Origin of the sequence: Pseudoalteromonas sp. Ld19 (assembly GCF_045064135.1) — a bacterium.
GTDB classification, from domain to species: domain Bacteria; phylum Pseudomonadota; class Gammaproteobacteria; order Enterobacterales; family Alteromonadaceae; genus Pseudoalteromonas; species Pseudoalteromonas aliena.
Genome location: NZ_JBISHA010000011.1, coordinates 389141 through 409994 on the forward strand (window position 1 = coordinate 389141; position 20854 = coordinate 409994).

The window sequence follows — 20854 nt, forward strand, 5'->3', positions numbered from 1 at the left end:
GCGCCTTTTTTAAGGGAACTTTAGGTTTAGAGGATATAAATATGAAACATCAAAAGCAGTTTAAAACTAATCTAATAACTTTATCGCTGCTCTCCCTTTTTTCTTCATTTCATTCTTTCGCTGAACAGGCACAAGAAATAATAAATGATGAGGCTATAGAAGAAGTTGTTGCAACAGGCACGCGTCTTAAAGGGAGTGCGAGCGCAGTTATTGATGAGCGTAAAAATCAGGCATTCGTCGCTGATATAATGGGCGCTGAGCAAATCTCTCGAACGGGTGACAGTGACGCCGCTTCGGCACTTCGTCGTGTTACAGGCTTGTCGTTAGTTAATGATAAGTTTATTTATGTACGTGGATTAGGTGAGCGTTATTCAAGTGTGCGTTTAAATGGCGCTGTAGTGCCAAGCCCTGATTTAACGAGAAACGTTATTCCACTTGATATTTTTCCATCAAGTATTATTGAATCTTTGGCTGTTCAAAAAGCCTACTCACCTAATATGCCGGCAGCATTTGGTGGTGGTGACGTTAACATTAGAACAAAAAGCATTCCAAGTGATACGTTATTTAAAGTCGAAATTGGCGCAAGCTATAAAGATACAAATGACGAAGGCTATACATATAATGGCGGCAGTGATGATTGGCTTGGCCAAGATGATGGCACGCGAGCATTACCTAATAGCGTTAAAACAGCGTTAAATACGTATATTAATGGCTTATCTGATATTTCATACCGAAATATCAGAGACGTAGAATCAAAGCGCACGGGAGCTGATATAGGTCAAGCTGCAGCGATTGATTTAAATAAAAGCTTAGCTAAAGCGTTGCCAAGAGACTTTGGCTTGGAAAAAGAAAGCTTGAACCCTGATGCCGGTATTAAAGCGGTCTACGGCGATCGTTTTGATAACTTATTTGGCTTAGATGGATCTTTTGGTTTTTTAGCGTCAGTTGCTTATGAAAATGAATGGTCAAATGCTGAAAAGTTTAGCGCAGTCCTTTCTTCAGTTGACGCATCGGAGTCTGCTTGTTCACAAGATGACTTTACCTGCTACTCTGCAACAGAAAAAGAAGTGTCGACAAAGCATAATATAAAGTTAAATAGCTCTTTAAATTTAGGGTATAAAATACAGGGCCATGATTTAACTGCAACCTACATGATGTTGCGAGACACTGAAGATGAAGCCTCTGTTGCATTGTACCAAGAGCCATCAAAGTCATTAAGCATCGATGCTGGTCAATTACAGCGCAGCCACTTAACCTCTTTTGAAGAGCGCGAATTAGAAATACTTCAGCTTCGTGGTACGCATAATTTAGAGTGGGGATTTTTGCAAGGTGTAGGTGTTGATTGGCAATACACTGATTCTACAGCAACAACAAGTATCCCAGGCGAGCTTAAAGTAACGGTTCGTGATGAATATCTTGATGGTAAATATAAACGCACATTTTACAACGGTAGCTTAGGGGGCAATCCCTATTTGTATCGATTTGTTGAGTTAGAAGACGATGTAGAAAACTGGGGCGTTAATGTAAATAAAGTTTTTTACTTTGACAATGCCGAAGTTGAAATTGCGGGTGGCGGTTATTTTGTAGAAAAAACACGTGACTACCGTACCGACTTTTTTAACTATCGCTTTAGCCAAACTCAAGCTTTAGAGCTCGCGCAAAGTGAAGATGAAGCACTGTCAATCGGCAGTTTTTTTGCTAATGACTCTGTTATTGATTCAACTGATGTCGAGTTGTTATTCCAAGAACCAACAGCCGATGATTATCTTGCAGCGCAAATGATTGATGCTTATTACGGCTCTTTTGACATAACGTTTGCTCAAGATTGGCGCTTAAGTGGTGGCGTACGCTATGAAGATTTTCGCCAAGTTGCTTTAGCTTTTTCTCGCTCAGCATTTAATCCTGCTTTGCTAGCTGACAAGCTAAGTGCAGATGCGATAGAACAAGCAAGTGTCATGGAAGATGATTATTTTACTTCACTATCTATGACGTATAGCCAAGAGGCATATCAAATTCGTTTTGGATATGGCAGTACGGTTGTTCGCCCTGATTTACGTGAGCTAAGTCCTGTTCAATTCCAAGATCCGCTTACAGGATACCGTACTCTAGGTAATCCATTCTTAGAGTCTAGCGCTTTAGATAACTTTGATGCGCGTATCGAATTTTATATGGACAATGGCGATAACTACTCTGTTGGCGCTTTTTATAAAGATATCGATAAACCAATTGAAGCACTGTTAACTGAAAGCGATGGCCGTTTCACCCTGCAGTTTGATAACGCTGATACAGCCTATGTTTATGGTATTGAAGCCGAATGGTTAACTGAGTTGCACAGTGATTTTCTTGGCGGTGCTTTCTTTACTTCTGGTAACTTAACACTCAGTGATTCAGAAGTTGAAATTGCACAGGAGCAGCGCGGCGATCTGACAAACCTAAAACGACGCATGACAGGTCATTCAAAATACGTTGCTAATTTACAATTGAATTACGATTCGCATGATGGCATGCATCAAGCCTCTGTTATCTATAATGTATTTGGTGATCGTATTTTAGCTGCGGGTGTTAATAACTTTGATGATGCTTACGAGCAACCTTTAAACTCGTTAGACATGGTCTATAGTTATTACCCTACCTTTAACACCACGCTGACATTTAAGGTGAAGAATATGTTAGGACAAAATTTTGAAGTTAATCAAAATGATGTGTTAATACGTTCTCAAGAAACACCGAGAGAGTTGAGCTTAAGCTTTAGTTATGAATTTTAACACTCTCTAATAAATAGCAGTTACAGTAAGCATTACTTAGCCCTACCAAGTGTAGGGCTTTTTATTGCTTGTTATTTATGAAATCAATAATAGTGCCGTAAGGGGGGTAATACCAACCTGCATAAATCTTTGCCTAGTTCTAGCGTAATTTTCTTAACGTTAAATAGACCCCATATATAAGTAGATTGGTCTAAATAGTGTTTTGGTTATGTGCCTAAGTGAATGAGCATTAATTTGACCGATTACGGCTCATACTTTAGAGAATCCGCTAATTATTTTTTAACCTAGTTTGGGTATTGCAAGATTTAGGCTTTGCGTGTAATTAACACGATGCCAAATTGAACTGATAATCAGTGGCTAGTTTCTTTCAAACAATATGCTTTACTCGCAATTTTTAAGTTACATTACATTATAAAATATTTTTATTTTATGGATAGCGTAATTGAGGCTACGATGATCTTATACACTTAGTTTATGCTTGTTCAGTTATTCAAAAAATTTGTGTTGTTAAGCAAAATATAGGGTAGATATTTAATGGGTAGGCTTTTTTACCATATTTTGGATCCATACGGCCATATTATCAGCAGACATAGGTTTGGCAATATAATACCCTTGCCCGAGACGGCACCCCATATCAATTAAGACCTGTTCATGCTTTAAAGATTCTACTCCTTCTGCAATCAGTTTATAGCCAAACGCTTGACTAAGCGCCACAATACAGGTGACGATGGATTTATCTTCACCGTCTGATAGGAGTTTTTTGATAAAACTTTTATCTATTTTTAAAGTGTCTAATGGTAATTTTTTTAAATAGCTTAAAGAGGCATAGCCTGTACCAAAATCATCTAAGGCAATACTAACCCCTAAATTACGACAACCTTCAAGCACGTCTACAGCTTGGTTAATGTTTCCAATTGTTGTGCTTTCTAGAATTTCTAATTCTAGTGTCTTAGGTACCATATTATGTGTACTTAATAATAGGTCGTTTAAATTTTCGACAAAACCCTCACTGAGTAAATGTGCTGGAGAGATATTAACACTCATGGTTAGCTGTGTATTTTGCCAAATTTCATGTTGTTTTAAGGCTTCGCATAGCACCCACTCACCCATTAAAACTCCAATACAGGGATGCTCTAGTGCATCAGAAAAATCAGCTGGATATAGCAAACCTAAAGTTGGATGATTCCAGCGTATTAATGCTTCAACGCCTATTAAACGCTGGTCTGTCATGTCTACCTTTGGTTGATAATGTAAAATAAATTCGTTACGGGCAATCCCTTTTTCGGCGGCCATTAGTAGAGTATGTTTAGCATGTCTTTGGCTTTCTTCTTCTGGATCATAAAATAAAACTTTATTCGTGCCTAAGGTCTTAGCTTGATACATGGTTTGGTCTGCTCTGCGTAGAATATCATCACAGCTTAAACCAGCATCATTGGTAAGAGCCACTCCAATACTTGCTGACGCTTGTACTGAGCAAGCGTATTCCTTTAATAGAATAGGGTCATTGATCTCAATAAGAACATTTTGCAGAAGATCTTCATATTCTTGATTTGTGTGTAAGGATCCTTTTAATAGCAGGACAAATTCATCACCTCCAATACGTGCAAGGGTGTCTTCTTTACGAGCAATAAGCTTTAGTCGATTGGCGATGGTTGTTAAAACAAAATCTCCTATTTCATGCCCGTATTTATCGTTAATGGGTTTAAAATTATCTAAATCTAGATAGGCAACAGCGAGAGTCTGCCCAGAAGCGATCGCATTGCTAAGCTGTTCGAGTAAGGTTGGCCGACTGGCTAACCCTGTTAAACTGTCATAATGTGCCATATTATGGAGGTTTTTCTCTAACGTGGCTCGTTGAATTGAGCTAGATATAGAATGCAGAAGTTGAGTACTTTTTAATTTATCTTTTAATAAATAGTCACTTGCACCAAGTCGCATAGCTTCAGCTGCAATATTTTCATCGCCTAGGCCCGTGACCATTATAACGGCACAATGATGATTCACAGACTTTCTAATGTTACTGAGTAAGGTAAGCCCTGAACTGATCCCCAACCGATAATCAACAATAATACAATCAAACTCTTTTTTTTCTAGACAAGACATAGAATCTTCTAACGAAGAGGCTTCAAAAATGTTAGCTTGCATACTAGAACGAGAGACCATACGACGTATTAGTTCCCTATCAATACTATCGTCATCAACAATGAGAAGGTTAACGCTATCGGACAGATCAAATTTTTCCATTGTATTTATCCTGTTCATCATAATTATAGCTCTTCTCAAAACGATCTATGTGAGCTCAATCGCATTCATATATGCATCCATAAGTTTTGCTAACTTAGCAAACTGAGGGCCTATAGAACTTTTTACCATGTAGCCTGCCACATTGTTGTGGTACGCTCGGGTTCGGTCACTGTCTTCGTTTGACGTACTAAGAATAAATACCACAGTATCGTGCAGCTTTTTATCAAGGCGAATCTGCTCTAAAAATTCGAACCCGTTCATCACTGGCATATTTAAATCTAGTAATACCAAATATGGTTCAGCTATCCTTCCTGATTGATCCTGTTCTCGTAATGCATCAAGGGCCAATTGGCCATTTTGTTTCCAGTTGACTTTAATTGCAGGCTCCACTTTTCTTAAGCTGCGCATAACTGATTCTGCAGCCACATCATCGTCTTCTACGAGTAATATTGTCAGATTCTTAATCATTGATTTCTTTCCTTGCAAAACGAGGCCACCAAACATGGAATGTTACTCCTCTTTGTGGTTGATTCGACGTAACATTAAGCTTTCCTCCGTGCGCTTCTGTAAGCCGTCGGCTTATGGATAAGCCAATACCTGCCCCTTGTCTTTCGCCTGAAGTTGTCGTTTGAAATAAGCTAAAAATACGTTCATAAGCTGCTTCTGGTATTCCCGGTCCATCATCAGAAACGGTTAAATGGCAGAGAGTATTCTCTGCAACAGATCGAATTAAAATAATTCCTTCTTCACGGTCATGGTGTCCGATGGCATTACTCACCAAATTGCGAATAACAGTTTCAAGTGGTGTCCATGCAGACACAATACTGTCGAGTTGAATGTCTCTTTTAAGCTTTATGCCAACAGGAAATTCTAATAACTCCTCTACATTATTGACCAACTTATTGATATCGATTTTTTGTGTATCCAGTGTGGCCTTACCTGCTTTTGCATAGTTTAATAAGTTATCGATTAACGTTTCCATTTTTAAAATACGTTCATCAATACGCGTTAAATTGTGCTGTACCTCATCTGTCGTTGTCCCCAGATCTTCTTTAATCCATTCAACTAAATTAGAAATGCCTCTCAATGGAGAACGTAAGTCATGGGAAGCCACATAAGTAAATTCCTTTAGGCTAGTATTGTTTTCCTTTAGCTCTACTTCCATTCTCTTTCGATCGCTAATGTCCAATAGCGAGACGAATACCATGTCTTCATTATTCGTGTTTTCAAAAGGGCTTAAACCTATTTCTACAGGAAACTCTTTGCCGTCTTTATGTAGCGCGGTTAAGTCTCTTCCAACTCCCATACTTCTTATGCTGGGCGCTTGATGAAATGAATGACGCAGCCCTGCATGATGTCCTTGATAGCGTTTTGGTAATAGCATTTCCATTTTTTTATCTAATAACTCTTCTTCACTGTAACCAAAAGAGGAGCAAATCGATTTATTCACTGATTGAATAATGCCATTTTTATCTATTATTAAAACCCCATGTGGTACAGCCTGAATAGAGCGTTGAAACATATTGTTAGCGCGAAGCCTTTGTGAAATATCTACCAGCGTTGCTAATACTAATTCTTGTTTTCCTCGTATGGGGTTTAAGCCTATTTCAATTGGAATTTGAGCGCCATTTTTTTGGCTAGCGAACAATTCACGACCTGCACCCATTAAACGTTTTCTAGGCTTTGCAAAAAACTGGCTCATTAAATGTGTATGATTAGATTTAAATTGTGAAGGAAGTAAACTGTCTATGTTCATTCCTATAAGCTCTGAGTCAGTGTAGCCAAGTATTTCAGACAGTTGGTCATTTGCAAAAAGAATTTGAGCCTTAGCATTCACTATCATTGCACCCATGGGCAAGCAATCAACCAATTGCGCTAAAAACGCATTGTCTATTCTAAAATCAGTATTTAAGGTATTAAGCCTTCCATCAACTTTAGTTTTACGCATTTGCATACCTATTTAAAAACTACTCATATATGAATAGACGAGGAAGTGATGAACATCAAATTATGGGGGTATTTTTCTTCTAATAGTTGTTATCTTTAATGAATTTTCATTATATGTGTCAGGTAATTATATTTAAGGAAGAAAATTCCTGTTTGTTGCTTTGTCCAAGCGTTCTATTTTTACATCGTAAAATAGCAAATCTTATTAAACAAAATAAAGGTAGATTCAACTTCGAAGTAACGTCAATAAACTAGAGTTATATGAACGCTACCTTGAGAAAAATAGCGATTATATTACTGACGTTATTACTGATGTTATTACCTTCTGTGAGCTATACAGAGATATTTAACATAGTTACGTGCCCTGCATTTAATACAGGGCTTTGTTAGTTTGATATTTTATTGGCATTTTATAGCTGCATAGAGCTGATAACATTGGTTTTTACTGCCCGTGCTTTTCATGCCCCATGATTGGTTATACCAATCGAAGTCTCCATAGGCGCTTTCATCCTCTCCGCAAGTAATTGTGCTTCCAGATATTTCTTGGTTGTGGCCGCGCTCTTCACAAAATTGGTTCCCATTTGTAGAGCCCACAAAAAACTGCTCTAAGCGCCCATTTATCCATACCTTTGGGTTGTAATAGGTTGTTGCAGTATTGACTAGTACGCCTTGTTGCTCTTCCATATTTATTTCTGCGCGTTTAAAAGAGACTTTTTCATTTTCTTTTAATGTCATTGTGCTTGCTGAAAGCGTTGTATCTGCAAATACATTAAGTGATGCTGAACTTAAAGCGAGTAGAGCGAAAGTAAGTGTCTTCATTATCTTTTCCTTTAGTTGAATATAGAATTACACAAAACGTCTTTATTCAATGTGCCTACTAAGCTTGGTAAATACAGGTTTCAACAAAGTTAAGCTTTTATTAAAGTTTAAAATAATCGCTTTATATCATTGTATTTTTTCGCACCATGAAAAATATTTGAGTTACAGTTTATTCACTAGTTTTAGGCTGCTGGTGGTGTTATTTTGACGTTAATGAAAATTAAATCTCACGCAATGAATTTTAATTTTTAATGAATTAGGTAATTTTTATGACTCAAACTTTGGAACAAACAATGAAAAAAGTAGGCTTGGTTGGTTGGCGGGGCATGGTTGGCTCTGTTTTATTAGAGCGAATGCAACAAGAAAATGACTTTGCACTAATCGATACTACTTTTTTTACCACCTCACAAACCGGCCAATTAGGCCCCAATTTAGCGGGTGATGCAAAACCATTGCTTAATGCAAGCGATATTGGCGAGCTTGCTAAAATGGATATTATTATTACCTGCCAAGGTGGTGACTACACCCATGCGGTATACCCAGCACTTCGCGAGTCGGGTTGGGATGGTTACTGGATTGATGCCGCTTCTGCACTGCGTATGAGCGACGACAGTATTATTGTACTCGACCCTGTAAACAAAGATGTAATTGAACAAGGTTTAGCGCAAGGTGCTAAAACATTTGTTGGGGGCAACTGCACGGTATCACTTATGTTACTTGCTTTAGGTGGTTTATTTGAGCAAGAGCTAATTGAGTGGGTAAGCCCAATGACTTATCAAGCGGCCTCTGGCGCAGGTGCGCGTAATATGAAAGAGCTTATTGCACAAATGGGCGCTATTCATGCAAGTGTTGCACAGCAGCTTGACAATCCAAGCTCCGCTATTTTAGAAATTGATAAAATAGTGAGTGAAAAAATGGCAGCAAACGATTTACCTCACGATCAGTTTGGTGTCCCTTTAGCTGGGAGCTTAATTCCTTGGATTGATGTGCCTATGCCAAGCGGCCAATCTAAAGAAGAATGGAAGGCGCAAGTTGAAGCAAATAAAATATTGGGCTCATCTAAACAACCGGTGCCAATTGATGGCTTGTGTGTACGTATTGGTGCTATGCGTTGCCACAGTCAAGCGATGACCATTAAACTACGTGAAGACATTAGCGTTGAAAAAATTGAAGAAATATTAGCGTCTCATAATGAATGGGTAAAAGTTATCCCTAACGAACGTGAAATTAGCACCACAGATTTAACCCCAGTGAAAGTAACAGGCACTTTGAACATTCCTGTTGGCCGTATTCGTAAATTAGCAATGGGAGCAAAATATATTAGCGCATTTACAGTCGGCGATCAGCTTTTATGGGGAGCAGCAGAGCCACTTCGTCGTATGCTGCGCATTATCGTTGGTTAGTCGTAATGTATTTTAATAATTAAGCATCATTAAAAAGGGTTGGCAAAACACTAACCCTTTTTAATGTAAAGGTTAATAACTTACAGGCTTAATTTTACACTATGCATAAACGACGGTGTTTTTGCCTTTATGTTTAGCGTTATATAAGGCTTTATCGGCTTGATTTATTGCACTTTCAACAGTCATGTTGTGACATTGTATGTTGATTGCTCCAAAACTTGCTGTGACATTAATAGATTGCTCGTTAAGATCAAAAGGCTCATTTGCTAACGCAAGTCTTAGCTGTTCTGGTATTGCTTTAGCTTCTTCTTCACTGTTACTGGTTGCGAGTATAACAAATTCCTCACCACCAATTCGACCAAATAAGTCATTCGTATTTATGTGACTAGTGACTCTTTTTACCGCTTCAATGAGCACTGAGTCGCCGTTAGCGTGGCCGTAATCATCATTTATCTTTTTAAAGTTATCTATGTCCCAATAAATTAAACTCATGTATTGCTCAGTGCATTTTTCAGCTAATTTGGCTTGGCTTTTTTGATAAAATCCTCGACGGTTTAAACAACCTGTTAGTACATCTGTCATTGCTAAATTTTCCATTTCGTCGGCCAGATCAGAAGCCATAATAAATATGATAAATACAGCCATACCAACATGTGCTGTAGGGACGGTAAGAAAATTAATAAGGTTGTATAACTCAATGTATTCACGATTAACTTGACTGCCTTGCATAAGCGCTACCGTGGCGGCAAAAAATAAAAATATTCCGCATAAAATATAAGTAATAGAGGCACCTATTTCTGCAGGGAGTGATTTTTGCTTATGCTTTAGAATGATCGCAGCGTTGAGCATCAACAAAATAACATCGTAATAAATATACAAGGACATAAACAGGCCCACATGCACATTTACAGCTTTAAAGTAATAAACGGCTGTAAGTGTGATTATGGCAAAAAAAATTAAATATCGAATACGTATGCTTGAATTTACTCTAATGCAATGTCCCCACGTGCCAAGTAGCACTGAGCCAACTGAGAAACTACTTGCCAGCATCCATGCAGTTATATCTGAGGAGAACAGTGAACTGCCTAAAATAGTTGCCCATTGACATACTGATAGAGTAAAAGCACCAGTCCAAAGTAATGCATATTGCTTTTTACCTAAAGTGAACCAAGACATTAAAAAAATGATAGCCCAGATAATACTGGTCAAAAGAAGAGTAACTAATATGTAAGAAAGTGGGTTCATATATGCTCTATTTTAAGACGCGTTAGCTTAACTTTAGTTGAGTATATTTATTTATTCGAGTTACTTTCACGCAATTATTTCCGCTAAGCATAGCTAACTGTCTAAAGCTATTTATAACACTGGTATAGCGCTTGCTATAAATTTTAGTAAAGCCGTTATTGATAAGAAATAACTTTATTTTGGGGTGTTTAAAGCGGTGTATACGTGGTGTTTTTACAATTGTATGTTGTTTTTACATATTTTAATTACTTACTGAGCTACATATAAAGGAAATTAAAATGAGTTTATCTTCTAAATTTTTATTCAGTAAATGGTTTAATGCTTTGGTTGTTGTTTTATTGGTGTCCCTTATTATCAGGATCGCTGCACCTCATGCGATTCAGTATTATGTAAATTATCAACTTAAACACACTCAAGGTATTACTGGACATGTAGGCGATGTTGATTTGTTTTTATACAAAGGGCCCTATGCCATTGATGATATAAAAATTTATGCTGTCGATTCCGTTTCTGCCCCTAAACCATTACTTGGTGTAGAAACACTTAATTTTTCACTTGCATGGTCAGCACTTCTTAAAGGCAATGTAGTGACTAACATGGTGTTTACTCGCCCAGAAATTGTTATTTATGATAAAGATCCCAATACAGTAGAGCAAAATCAACAAGTAAAAGATGAAACAACATGGGTTGGACTTGCAAATAATTTAGTTTTGTTTTCTATTGATAGTTTGATGGTTAAACAAGGAAAAGTAACGTTAGTTAATATGACTAACAATACGGAGAAACCCACTTTTGTATCAAATATTAATGCTCGCATTAAAAATATCACAAATGCACAAAATTTAGAAAATCCTCTTGTAACATCGTTAAACATTGAAGGAAAACTAATGGGAGAGGCGATGTTAAAGCTCAGTGGCAAGCTTAATCCTTTTAGCAAACAGGCTAATTTTGATTTAAATGCTGAAGTGCAACGCTTTTCAGTTAAAAACCTCGACACTGTCTTTAAAGTATACACACCATTTGATATTGAAGCTGGTGGAATAGATGGCGCTATGGAACTTGTGGCTAAAGATAATAATTTAACGGGTTACGTAAAAGCAGGTGTTCAAAACTTACGAGTCTTCTCTTGGCGTGAAGACATTGAAAAAGATGATGATGGGGTATTTACGGCCATATTTGAGGGGAGTGTTGATTTACTCAGCAGCATACTTGAAAGCGATGAATCAAAGCTCGTTGCAGCACGTATTCCTATTGAAGGGCAATTAAATAATACTGATGTTTCGACTTTTCAAGCTGTTGTATCGGTTTTAAAAAATGCCTTTTTTGATGCATTTAATATGAAAATAGATGACGTTATATCATTTGAAAATACAAAAAAGCAGCAAGCTGAAAAATAGCAAATATGAATAGGGCGGTTTATTCTAATGGATCTTAAGTGGCACCAAACCTTATAGAGACAGGTGCCACTTATACAGATCTAGGCCTTTTTCTCTAATATTACTTTTAACTCCGCAATTTGCGTTTTTAATTCGTTTACTTGCCCTTGTGTTGCGGGCAGCGAGTCATTATCAGCAAGTTCTTCTCGTGCATTACGATGCTCTTCACCCATAACTTCTAAAATGGCACCTACCATCATGTTTAAAAAGACAAAAGCGGTTAAAAATATAAACGTTAGGTAATAAACCCAACTTAGCTCGTATACCGCCATTGTTTCGTACATTATGTCGGTCCAGTCTTCAAATGTGGCGATTCTAAACAAAGTTAACATTGAAATGGATACGTCTTGCCAAAGGACAGGGTTAATATCAGCAAACATCATGCTGCCCATTGCGGCGTAAATATAAAAAATAACAAACATGAGCAGCGCTATATAGCCCATTTGTGGAATTGCTTTGAGTAGTGAGTTTACTAATAAGCGTAACTCTGGGATCATAGAGACTAACCGTAACACTCTAAATATTCGTAATAATCGCGCAATTAACATAGTAGAGCCTGCAGCAGGGTATAAACTGCCAAGTACTATAATGGTATCAAATATATTCCATCCTTTAGAAAAAAAGTTTTTTATACCTTTACTTGCAATAAAGCGAATTACTAACTCAATTAAAAAAAAGGCGGTAATGCCAATGTCCATCCAATTTAAGGCAAGCTCTACGGTTGGATGGAGTGAATAAGTATGTGCACCTACAGTAAGGGCAGAAACAATAATGACAGCTATAACAAATGATTGAAATATCTTGCTTTTGTCTATACGCTGAAACGACGTTTGTAACTGCGACATCATAATAAGGGGTCCTGTGAAAAGTAAGGTTTTATCGCGCTAATATACAATAATATTGCCATAATTTAACGCTTTTTTGATATCGAAAGTGTAAGGAAATTTAATGTTTATCAATAAACTAAAAAATAGTGCATTACCGATTATTGGATTATGCCTGTTAGCTGGTTGCAGTTCAGACGCACGCTTTCATGAGTTTCAATCGGCGCGGCTTAATGAATGTAACTATAAAGCAGATAAAGAATATTATGAATGCTTAAATAAACAAGACTCTAATTACGAAGAGTTTAAAAAAAAGCAAAAAGCAGAGACGAAATAAGTTGCGTGATTATTTATGACTAAAACACAAAAGCAGCGAGAGAAACAAATTCGCTTAGCATTAACTGTTGCGTGTGAAGCAATAAAAGAAACAGTAGTTGGCTTTAATTATTTAACACACACAGTCGATTTAAGTAATGAGGAGAGCACGTTAAAGGTGCAGTGCTATTTTAATAACGATATTGCGCTTGTCGCTGCTAAACCTCAGCTTGATGAATTAGCGGATATCATATTTACGGAGTTGGCGAGTATTAAACTGAATATTAAACCAGCACAGATTTTATTTTTTGCCAATTAATAGTGGTTTAGTTGGTTTGACAGCACAGTGATGTTTATAATTACATAAATTACTTTAAAGGTTTCAATTATGGCCGTTCCTACGCGTTCGCAAATTTCACCAGGCATAACAGTAAATATTGTATTAAAAGAAGATCAACGCAGCGGTACATTAACCGAAGGTGTTGTTGAGCGCCTTTTAACAAAATCACCAAATCACCCACACGGCATTAAAGTACGTTTAGAAGATGGTCAAGTTGGCCGAGTAAAAGAGATTTTATAATGGCAGCGTTAACAGAGCAGGCTTTTTGGGAATTAGTAACAACACCTGATTTAGGACTCGACCCACAAAGTGTGAGCGATAACCTAAAAACTAAACTTAATGATTTAAGCGATCAACACCTTATTGATTTTGATAAGCACTTTGGCATACATATGCGTAAATGTTTTACCTGGGATTTGTTTGGTGCCGCTTTTGTAATGGCTGGATGTAATGACGACTACGGTTTTAGTGAGTTTAGATGTTGGTTAATTTCTCGAGGTAAAACTGTTTTTGAAAATGCGCTAGTGGATCCCGACTCGATTGCACAGTGTACGCCTGTTTACTATTTAAACGAGCAACCTTATCCATACATCGATGAATATGACTTAATTGCTGGTTTATTATTTGAAGATCGCAATGAAGATGAATTACCGTTTATTCCATCAGGCAGCGATGAACCCAACGGTAAACGTTTTAAAGACAAACCTAAGTTTTTAAAGCAAAGCTACCCTTTATTATTTGCAAAGTACTGGCAGTAGCAATAGCACGTTAATCATTTTGTTGTTCGAGTCCGTATATAAACAGTACCAACAACAAAATGATTGTTAATGCAGTATCTACTTCCTGTAGTGCGACTTCTCTCCTTTTATAGTAAATCTCTGTTATAGTTGTTAAAAGTTATAAAAGCTAAGTGATTAGGCATTTTGCTATTATTTAACACGCTGACTCACGAGGATATATCTACAAAATGAAATACATAACACTCGCTTTATTAACAGTTGCTTTTACAAGCGCAAATGCTTTTTCTGAGCCAAGCAATAAAACCCGCTTTATACCACTTTTAAAATCAAAATTGGGTGCTTATGAGGTGCTATCAACTAACTCTGCATTGTGCGTTGATAGTGAGTTGAGTTTATTAGAGAAAAATAATCCAAGTGCAGGCTTTAAGCTTGGTGAACAAATTATATTTGGTTCGCTACACAATGGCACACAAACAGTTAAAAAGCCGAATTTTTGTTTTATCACTAGTTCGTTAAAGTACAAAAGTGACGGCCTAGATAACGGCTTAAGAATGAGCCGTTGTGAAGACACCGTAAATGAAAAAACAATCAGACAAAACATTCAATTTTTAGCTAACAACACGCTTAAATATACGTTAAGTGAGCCAAGTGTTGAATGTACGTTTAAAAAGCAAAGTAATAGTAAATAAAGTAGCTTTAATTATTCACAATATATTTTGGGTATATCACGCCAGCGAGTGGTGTACTGAGGAGATAAAAAATCTCTGTTCATATGCCAGCGTTCATTTAGTTTACTACTAGCTAAACTAAGCATTCCTTTACCGTATCGTGTATTAATGGCATCTAGGCAGTTCATTAATTGTGGGTTGTCACTGCGTTGATCAAACAAATCACTTTGCTGAAATTGCTGTGAAGTTAGCTCTAAAGCGCCTACACCGCATTTATAAAATCTAACTGTAGGTTGGTATATTTGATCAAATACCTTAGATACAGCATTAGCCATCACGCAGGTATCGTTAGTGGGTGTGGGAAACTTATACACAAACGACCTTTTATAATATCTATTTTCGTGCGCGCCACTGGCTGCAAAAATATAAAGCTGGTGAGTGAGCGAACGTTGCGCTCTTAGTTTATTAGCCACTGTGGTTACATGGTTAATTAGCGCCGTTTTAAGTGCGGTAGGCTCGCTTATACGCTCTCCAAAACTTCTCGTTGAATATATCTCACGCTTGTCTTGTCGTACGTCATCCCAGTTTAAACAAGTTATCCCGTTAAGCTCATTTACTGTGCGTTCTACTACAACGCTAAAAGCACGGCGTATAGTCTTAGGGTTTTGTTGTGCTAGTTGCCATGCAGTATGTATGTTCATTATTTTTAGCTTTTTTGCTAAGCGTTTACCTATCCCCCATACATCTTGGCAGCTCATTCTTTGCAAAATAGCTTGCCTACTTGCTTCGTTGTCTATAACGGCGACGCCATTAAAGCCACTGAGCTTTTTAGCGGCGTGGTTAGCGGCTTTTGCTAAAGTAGGGGTTGGGCCAAAACCTACACCTACAGGAAGCTTTGTTTCGCGCCACACAGTGCGTCTTATTGTATGGCCGTATTCATGCCAATCTTTAATTAACGATGTGTAGCCATTAAAGTGCAAAAACGATTCATCAATACTGTATATGTGTTGTGTATCGCAAAAGCGGCCAATAATATTCATCATCTTGTCGCTTAAATCAGCATAAAGCGCGTAATTGCTAGAGCGAATAACAACGTTGTTTTGCTCAAGTAAATGCTTAACTTTAAAGTACGGGCCAAATTTAGGAATATTTAAATGCCGTGCAATAGGGCACATTGCACACACGCAACCATCGTTATTAGTAAGCACAACCACTGGTTTTGAACGAATTGCAGGATCGAATACTTTTTCAGCACTGGCATAAAACGACACGGCATCAACTAAAGCATACATGACAGTAGTTCAGAGTTTTGGCGGTGCATTCTTATTGATAAACTAACCACTCCTTCTAATTGAAACTCGTCAGTGGGTGTTATTTGTACTGGTTGATACAAAGGTGATGCCGATAAAAGCCGTACATTTGTCTTATCAAGCAGCTTACACACAAATAAACCGTTTAAATTAGCAACAATTACATCGCCATCTTTAGCTTGCTCTGCGCGGTCGACTACCAGTAAATCGCCTTCAAAAATACCCACTTCTTGCATAGAACATCCCGATGCTATACCTATAAAGGTTGCATCGGGATGTTTTATTAACAGTTGATCAAGCGATACACCATGCACAGAATACTGTGCAGCAGGGGATTCAAAACCGCACACGCCTGCTTCTATATAAATGGGAATGACAAACATAACTCAACCTAAAACGCATATACTGTATAAGTGTACAGTATATGCGTTTTGTGTAAGTTATGCCAAGAAATGTATGGCTGATCAATCCATATTTTTGATCATTTGTTGTGCGGTATCTAAGAAGTCTTTGATTTGTTGAGGATTTAAGTTTTTACACATTTGATTATTTATTTTTTGCTCTGAGGCTAATAACTTATCAAAAAGAACTTTACCTTGCTCTGTAAGCGACAAAATAAAACAGCGTTTATCGTGCTCGCTCGCCTGTTTATTAATTAAATTTAAGCCAATAAGCTCTTTCACTAAACGTGCTATTTGCGCTTTATCGCGCTGCGTTTTAGTAACAATATCGTTAGCCGTACAGTTATTTACGTTTGCGATAATATGTATGCAGCGTACGTGCATAGCATTAATACCAAGTTCGCCTGCGTTAATTGCTTCGCGAATTGTTACACGGTAATTTTGCATTAATTCAAACAGCGTATTTGATAAAGGCGTATTCATAGAACTCTCAATATAGTTGACAAAGTCAATTAGTTTGCTATAGTTGATTTTATCAACCAATGGGGCGTTGTGCAATACCTGCTTTTTTATAGCAGCCAACTATTAAAGTCTAAGTTTTGTAAAACGAGGTAATACATGAGTAAACAAGTTCGCAAAGCCAACGTATTAAGTACACAGCAAATCACACCCCACCTACAGTGTATTGTTGTAGGCTCTGATGATTTTAAAGACTTAACCTCACAGTACATTGGTAACTATGTAAAAGTACTGTTCCCAAAAAATGGTGAAGTGGATTTTAACTTAAAAACAGCCTGTGTACGGTCATATACAATAAGGCATGTAGATGCACAAACAGGTGCGCTAACACTTGATTTTGTTATAAATATGCACCAAGGCCCTGCAACTGACTGGGCTAAAATTGCAAAAGTAGGCGACGAGCTAGGTATTGCAGGGCCAGGCCCTAAAAAGCTAGATAATTATGAGCATTCGCATTATGTATTACTAGGCGATTTAACATCGGTAAATGCAATAAAAGGGTATGTGCAGCAATTACCTTTAACTTCAAAAATTGATGCTTTTGTACATGCGCCTACTGAGCAAGATATTATTGATTTAGAAACAAATCGCGACATAAACTGGGTAATCACCGATAGTGCTGATACAGCAATGCTAAGCGCACTTAAAAGTTTGTACATTACAGTAGAGCCTCCCATTGTATTTATGGCATTAGAGGCTGGGCTTGTTCGCAAAGCAAAAGCATTGTTAATAGAGCAATTTAATATACCGCGCAGTAATATTGTTTCCTCAGGTTATTGGAAAAAAGGCGTGGATTCAGAAGGCTATAAAAAGCAGCGCCAACGTGATGCACAGCTTGCCTGAATACCTTAGAGCAAAATAACATATACCTATTTTGCTTTAATACCTCTGCGTAACTTGAATTGAGCTAATTGCAAACCCATTTAAGTGTTTTATGTTAATGATGTAATCCATTATTAGCATGCATTTTTAGGAGCTGCTATTTTGTTAAATTCCATTCCTTTTTCGTTATTAGAACTTGCCCCCATGATCAAAGGGGACAGCGTTACTAACACTCTTCATAAAAGTACTAAATACGCCCAACGTGCTGATGAGCTTGGCTTTAACCGTTTTTGGCTTGCTGAGCATCATAATATGCCAGGTATAATTTGTGCGGCCACTTCTATTTTGGTTGGTCACATAGCGGGTAATACCAAAAAGATACGCGTTGGATCAGGTGGTATAATGCTGCCAAACCACTCCCCATTAGTTGTTGCTGAACAATTTGGTACATTAGAGAGCTTATATCCTGGGCGAATAGATTTAGGGCTAGGGCGTGCCCCAGGTAGCGATCCTGTAACGAGTCGTGCACTAAACAACGATATGAGCCGCGCAGAAAACTTCCCAGGTGAAGTAACTGAGCTGCAAACATTGTTAGGTCCTTACAATGGTACGCATCCTATACGTGCTATACCGGGTGAGAATACAAACGTTCCTATTTGGTTATTAGGCTCGAGTTTATTTAGCGCGCAGCTAGCGGCGCAAAAAGGGCTACCGTATGTATTTGCTGGGCATTTTGCACCGCGCTTTGTGCATGATGCAATAGCGTTGTATAAGCGCGAATTTAAAGCATCAAGCGTACTTAATAAGCCTTACGTCATGCTTGCACTGCCTTTAGTGGCAGCAGACACCGACGATGAAGCGCAATACTTGTCGACTACTTCTAAGCAACGTGTGCTCGAACTTATACGGGGTAACGAGCTGTGGCTAAAACCACCTGTTGAAAGTATGGACGGGTTGTGGAGCGAACAAGAACGCGCTCATGTAGATAACTTTTTAAGTCTAAGCGTAGTAGGCGGACATGTAAGTATTAAACACAAGTTAGAGATGATAGCGAAACAGCTAAAAGTTGATGAGTTTATATTTACTAACGACGTATTCGATAGTGAAAAACGCCACCGTGCACTCGAAATTTTAATGGAAATAAAGCACTAAAATATAGTTAGTTAAGCAAGCGTACACTCTGGGCTTGTTAACATACAGACATCATCAAAAGTTAAACTTTTTTAACTCATTTTATTAACTTTAAGTGATGTCTGTATTTGTTATTTAAATATTCAAAGTAAAATTGATTGCTATTTTTAGCATTTATTTTGCTTTACATACCGTTCTATTTTATCAATCGAACTAATTTAAACAATCAATTTTAAGATATCACTTTTATTTTTTATAATGTGTGTATTAAACCAAACATCATTAAATAAAGGTAGGTTCACCGTGAAGTCTCTAAATAGCGCAACAGCTAATTCAGTTAACAAAACAGCGCAACCAAAAGTTGCACTGATTGCTGAAGGTGGCGGGCAGCGAGGGATCTTCACAGCTGGCGTACTTGATGCTTGGTTAGAGCAAGAGTATGACCCATTCGACTTATTTATTGGGACCTCTGCAGGTTCGCAAAATTTAACTAGTTACTTAGCGCGTCAGAAAGGCTATGCCAAACGCCTAATTAGAGGGCTTTCGCGTAACAAACGTTTTTTTCAGCTTGGTCGCGGATTAGTGGGTAAGCATATAGTTGATTTAGATTGGTACTTTGACAAAACCACCGAGGTAAACAGAGCCATAGATTTCAAAACAGCGAAAACTAGTTTAGGTGAGCGTGAACTACTTATAACAGCTACTAATGCACGAGATAGAAAAGCTTACTTTTTATCGCCAACAGGTGAAAGTCAGCAATGGCGTGATTTGTTAAAGGCTTCCAGCGCACTGCCGTTTTTATACAAACAAGGCGTAAAATTAACACCTTGGTTAAATGCAAAAGCAGCGAACGAAACCCACTTAGTTGAAGAACAAACTCAAAGCGATTTCTATCTAGACGGCGGCTTAGCCGCGCCATTACCAGTACGAGAAGCTTATAACAGAGGTGCTCGTAAGATTGTGGTAATAAGAACGGTTGACGCTAATTTTCAAGCGCAATCTGCGTGGGTTCAAAAACTAAGATTGCTTACCTCTGCAGCAGGTTATTGTCCAAAAACATTAGACTACTTAATACAGCACGAACAAGCTTACTTAGATGGGCTTGAGTTTATTGCAAGTCCACCGGATGATGTAGAAATAATACAAATTTTTGCAAATGAAAAACTACACAGCAAATTATTAGGCAGCTCGAATAACGATTTACGTTTTGATCATAAATTAGGCCTTGAAGCGGGCAGAAGCTATTTAGTACAACAAAGCCTAAATGCGAGTACTAGCACACACGACTATGCGGTAAGCGAATATTGTTATAATTAAGCAAATCGGATACCTAGATCATGAATAATACTGGAACTTGAAGTTGCAGTATTATTAATTCAAAAGTTTTTAAATTGAAATATTAAAAATAACTTAAGTTGATGAAAGCAATATGCTTGTTTCACTATTTAAAATACCGTCTATTTCACGTACTTGCCTTAGTACCCCATCAAACTCACTTAAATTCGCGGCCTGTATCTCTGCTACCAAATCCCAAGCACCATTGGTAGTGTGCAATTTTGTAAGTTCGGGTATACCACGCATAGTTTTAATAACTTGAGAAGTTGATTTACCAATCACTTCCACCATCATAATTGCACGAACGGCTTCGGTTTCTATGTGTTCATGCACTCTTATGGTAAACCCTAAAATAGCGCCTGAACTCACTAATCGATCTAATCTATTTTGCACTGTCCCGCGTGACACATTTAAAGAACTTGCTAAAGCAGAGATAGAGGCGCGACCGTCTTTTCGTAATTCAGCAATTAAAGCGTTATCAAGGGAATCGTAAATATAAGGAGTCATAAATTAAACCTTTTAGAGCATAGCCTACTAAAATACACAATTTGTATATACCTGCATAGCAAAGTGATAAAAATCAATAAAAT

21 protein-coding genes are annotated in these 20854 nt (G+C 37.7%); 11 read left to right on the top strand and 10 right to left on the bottom strand.

Going from position 1 to position 20854, the window contains the following annotated elements; all coding sequences use genetic code 11:
* Window positions 1-41 precede the first annotated feature (41 nt).
* Window positions 42-2765, top strand: coding sequence for a TonB-dependent receptor plug domain-containing protein (locus tag ACJJVZ_RS03140; protein WP_077535313.1), 2724 nt, complete (start codon window positions 42-44; stop codon window positions 2763-2765).
* Between the two features lie 531 nt (window positions 2766-3296).
* Here the strand turns inward: ACJJVZ_RS03140 and ACJJVZ_RS03145 are convergent.
* The 4 genes from ACJJVZ_RS03145 to ACJJVZ_RS03160 form a co-directional block, all read right to left on the bottom strand.
* Complete coding sequence (locus ACJJVZ_RS03145; protein ID WP_405598059.1) at window positions 3297-5009, bottom strand: EAL domain-containing protein; 1713 nt, start codon at window positions 5007-5009, stop codon at window positions 3297-3299.
* 45 nt (window positions 5010-5054) lie between these two features.
* On the bottom strand, window positions 5055-5477 hold the full coding sequence (locus ACJJVZ_RS03150; protein ID WP_182702267.1) for a response regulator: 423 nt from the start codon (window positions 5475-5477) through the stop codon (window positions 5055-5057).
* Window positions 5470-6957 carry a PAS domain S-box protein gene (locus tag ACJJVZ_RS03155; RefSeq protein ID WP_405598062.1) on the bottom strand — a complete coding sequence of 496 codons (1488 nt, stop codon included), beginning with the start codon at window positions 6955-6957 and terminating at the stop codon, window positions 5470-5472. The genes ACJJVZ_RS03150 and ACJJVZ_RS03155 overlap by 8 nt, the downstream gene beginning before the upstream one ends.
* Window positions 6958-7355: 398 nt before the next feature.
* Window positions 7356-7775 (bottom strand): hypothetical protein, encoded by a 420-nt coding sequence (locus tag ACJJVZ_RS03160; RefSeq protein WP_405598065.1) that lies wholly within the window; start codon window positions 7773-7775, stop codon window positions 7356-7358.
* A gap of 269 nt (window positions 7776-8044) precedes the next feature.
* On the opposite strand from ACJJVZ_RS03160, the gene asd reads away from it, so the two are divergent.
* Window positions 8045-9178 carry an aspartate-semialdehyde dehydrogenase gene (asd, locus tag ACJJVZ_RS03165; protein WP_405598068.1) on the top strand — a complete coding sequence of 378 codons (1134 nt, stop codon included), beginning with the start codon at window positions 8045-8047 and terminating at the stop codon, window positions 9176-9178.
* A 99-nt stretch (window positions 9179-9277) separates the two neighbouring features.
* On the opposite strand, the gene ACJJVZ_RS03170 is transcribed toward asd, so the two are convergent.
* A complete protein-coding gene (locus ACJJVZ_RS03170; protein ID WP_405598071.1) occupies window positions 9278-10354 on the bottom strand; it encodes a GGDEF domain-containing protein in 1077 nt (358 codons plus the stop codon).
* 347 nt (window positions 10355-10701) lie between these two features.
* Between ACJJVZ_RS03170 and ACJJVZ_RS03175 the strand changes: the two genes are divergently transcribed.
* Window positions 10702-11820 carry a DUF748 domain-containing protein gene (locus ACJJVZ_RS03175; protein ID WP_405598074.1) on the top strand — a complete coding sequence of 373 codons (1119 nt, stop codon included), beginning with the start codon at window positions 10702-10704 and terminating at the stop codon, window positions 11818-11820.
* Between the two features lie 80 nt (window positions 11821-11900).
* Here the strand turns inward: ACJJVZ_RS03175 and ACJJVZ_RS03180 are convergent, their stop codons facing one another.
* Entirely contained in the window at window positions 11901-12707 is an 807-nt protein-coding gene (locus ACJJVZ_RS03180; protein WP_282130963.1) for an ion transporter, read from the bottom strand.
* A gap of 100 nt (window positions 12708-12807) precedes the next feature.
* On the opposite strand from ACJJVZ_RS03180, the gene ACJJVZ_RS03185 reads away from it, so the two are divergent.
* From ACJJVZ_RS03185 to ACJJVZ_RS03205, 5 genes are all read left to right on the top strand, one after another.
* Window positions 12808-13020, top strand: coding sequence for a hypothetical protein (locus ACJJVZ_RS03185; RefSeq protein ID WP_405598077.1), 213 nt, complete (start codon window positions 12808-12810; stop codon window positions 13018-13020).
* A gap of 15 nt (window positions 13021-13035) precedes the next feature.
* On the top strand, window positions 13036-13317 hold the full coding sequence (locus ACJJVZ_RS03190; protein ID WP_405598080.1) for a hypothetical protein: 282 nt from the start codon (window positions 13036-13038) through the stop codon (window positions 13315-13317).
* A gap of 69 nt (window positions 13318-13386) precedes the next feature.
* Window positions 13387-13578: a YwbE family protein gene (locus ACJJVZ_RS03195; RefSeq protein ID WP_007377588.1), complete on the top strand. Its 192-nt coding sequence runs from the start codon at window positions 13387-13389 to the stop codon at window positions 13576-13578.
* Window positions 13578-14096, top strand: coding sequence for a DUF4240 domain-containing protein (locus tag ACJJVZ_RS03200; RefSeq protein ID WP_182703163.1), 519 nt, complete (start codon window positions 13578-13580; stop codon window positions 14094-14096). The genes ACJJVZ_RS03195 and ACJJVZ_RS03200 overlap by 1 nt, the downstream gene beginning before the upstream one ends.
* Window positions 14097-14305: 209 nt before the next feature.
* Window positions 14306-14767 (top strand): hypothetical protein, encoded by a 462-nt coding sequence (locus ACJJVZ_RS03205; protein ID WP_405598083.1) that lies wholly within the window; start codon window positions 14306-14308, stop codon window positions 14765-14767.
* Between the two features lie 11 nt (window positions 14768-14778).
* Here the strand turns inward: ACJJVZ_RS03205 and ACJJVZ_RS03210 are convergent, their stop codons facing one another.
* From ACJJVZ_RS03210 to ACJJVZ_RS03220, 3 genes are all read right to left on the bottom strand, one after another.
* Window positions 14779-16038 (bottom strand): Y-family DNA polymerase, encoded by a 1260-nt coding sequence (locus tag ACJJVZ_RS03210; RefSeq protein ID WP_405598086.1) that lies wholly within the window; start codon window positions 16036-16038, stop codon window positions 14779-14781.
* Window positions 16026-16439, bottom strand: coding sequence for a S24 family peptidase (locus tag ACJJVZ_RS03215; RefSeq protein ID WP_405598089.1), 414 nt, complete (start codon window positions 16437-16439; stop codon window positions 16026-16028). The genes ACJJVZ_RS03210 and ACJJVZ_RS03215 overlap by 13 nt, the downstream gene beginning before the upstream one ends.
* An 81-nt stretch (window positions 16440-16520) precedes the next feature.
* Complete coding sequence (locus tag ACJJVZ_RS03220; RefSeq protein ID WP_182703167.1) at window positions 16521-16940, bottom strand: MarR family winged helix-turn-helix transcriptional regulator; 420 nt, start codon at window positions 16938-16940, stop codon at window positions 16521-16523.
* 135 nt (window positions 16941-17075) lie between these two features.
* On the opposite strand from ACJJVZ_RS03220, the gene ACJJVZ_RS03225 reads away from it, so the two are divergent.
* The 3 genes from ACJJVZ_RS03225 to ACJJVZ_RS03235 all read left to right on the top strand — a co-directional run bounded on the left by ACJJVZ_RS03225 (window position 17076) and on the right by ACJJVZ_RS03235 (window position 20246).
* A complete protein-coding gene (locus tag ACJJVZ_RS03225) occupies window positions 17076-17819 on the top strand; it encodes a siderophore-interacting protein (RefSeq protein WP_405598092.1) in 744 nt (247 codons plus the stop codon).
* 141 nt (window positions 17820-17960) lie between these two features.
* Window positions 17961-18950: an LLM class flavin-dependent oxidoreductase gene (locus ACJJVZ_RS03230; RefSeq protein WP_405598095.1), complete on the top strand. Its 990-nt coding sequence runs from the start codon at window positions 17961-17963 to the stop codon at window positions 18948-18950.
* 282 nt (window positions 18951-19232) lie between these two features.
* Entirely contained in the window at window positions 19233-20246 is a 1014-nt protein-coding gene (locus ACJJVZ_RS03235) for a patatin family protein (protein ID WP_405598098.1), read from the top strand.
* Window positions 20247-20339: 93 nt separating this feature from the next.
* Here ACJJVZ_RS03235 and ACJJVZ_RS03240 read toward each other — a convergent pair whose 3' ends face one another.
* Window positions 20340-20771 carry an Lrp/AsnC family transcriptional regulator gene (locus tag ACJJVZ_RS03240; RefSeq protein WP_004334897.1) on the bottom strand — a complete coding sequence of 144 codons (432 nt, stop codon included), beginning with the start codon at window positions 20769-20771 and terminating at the stop codon, window positions 20340-20342.
* Window positions 20772-20854: the final 83 nt, after the last annotated feature.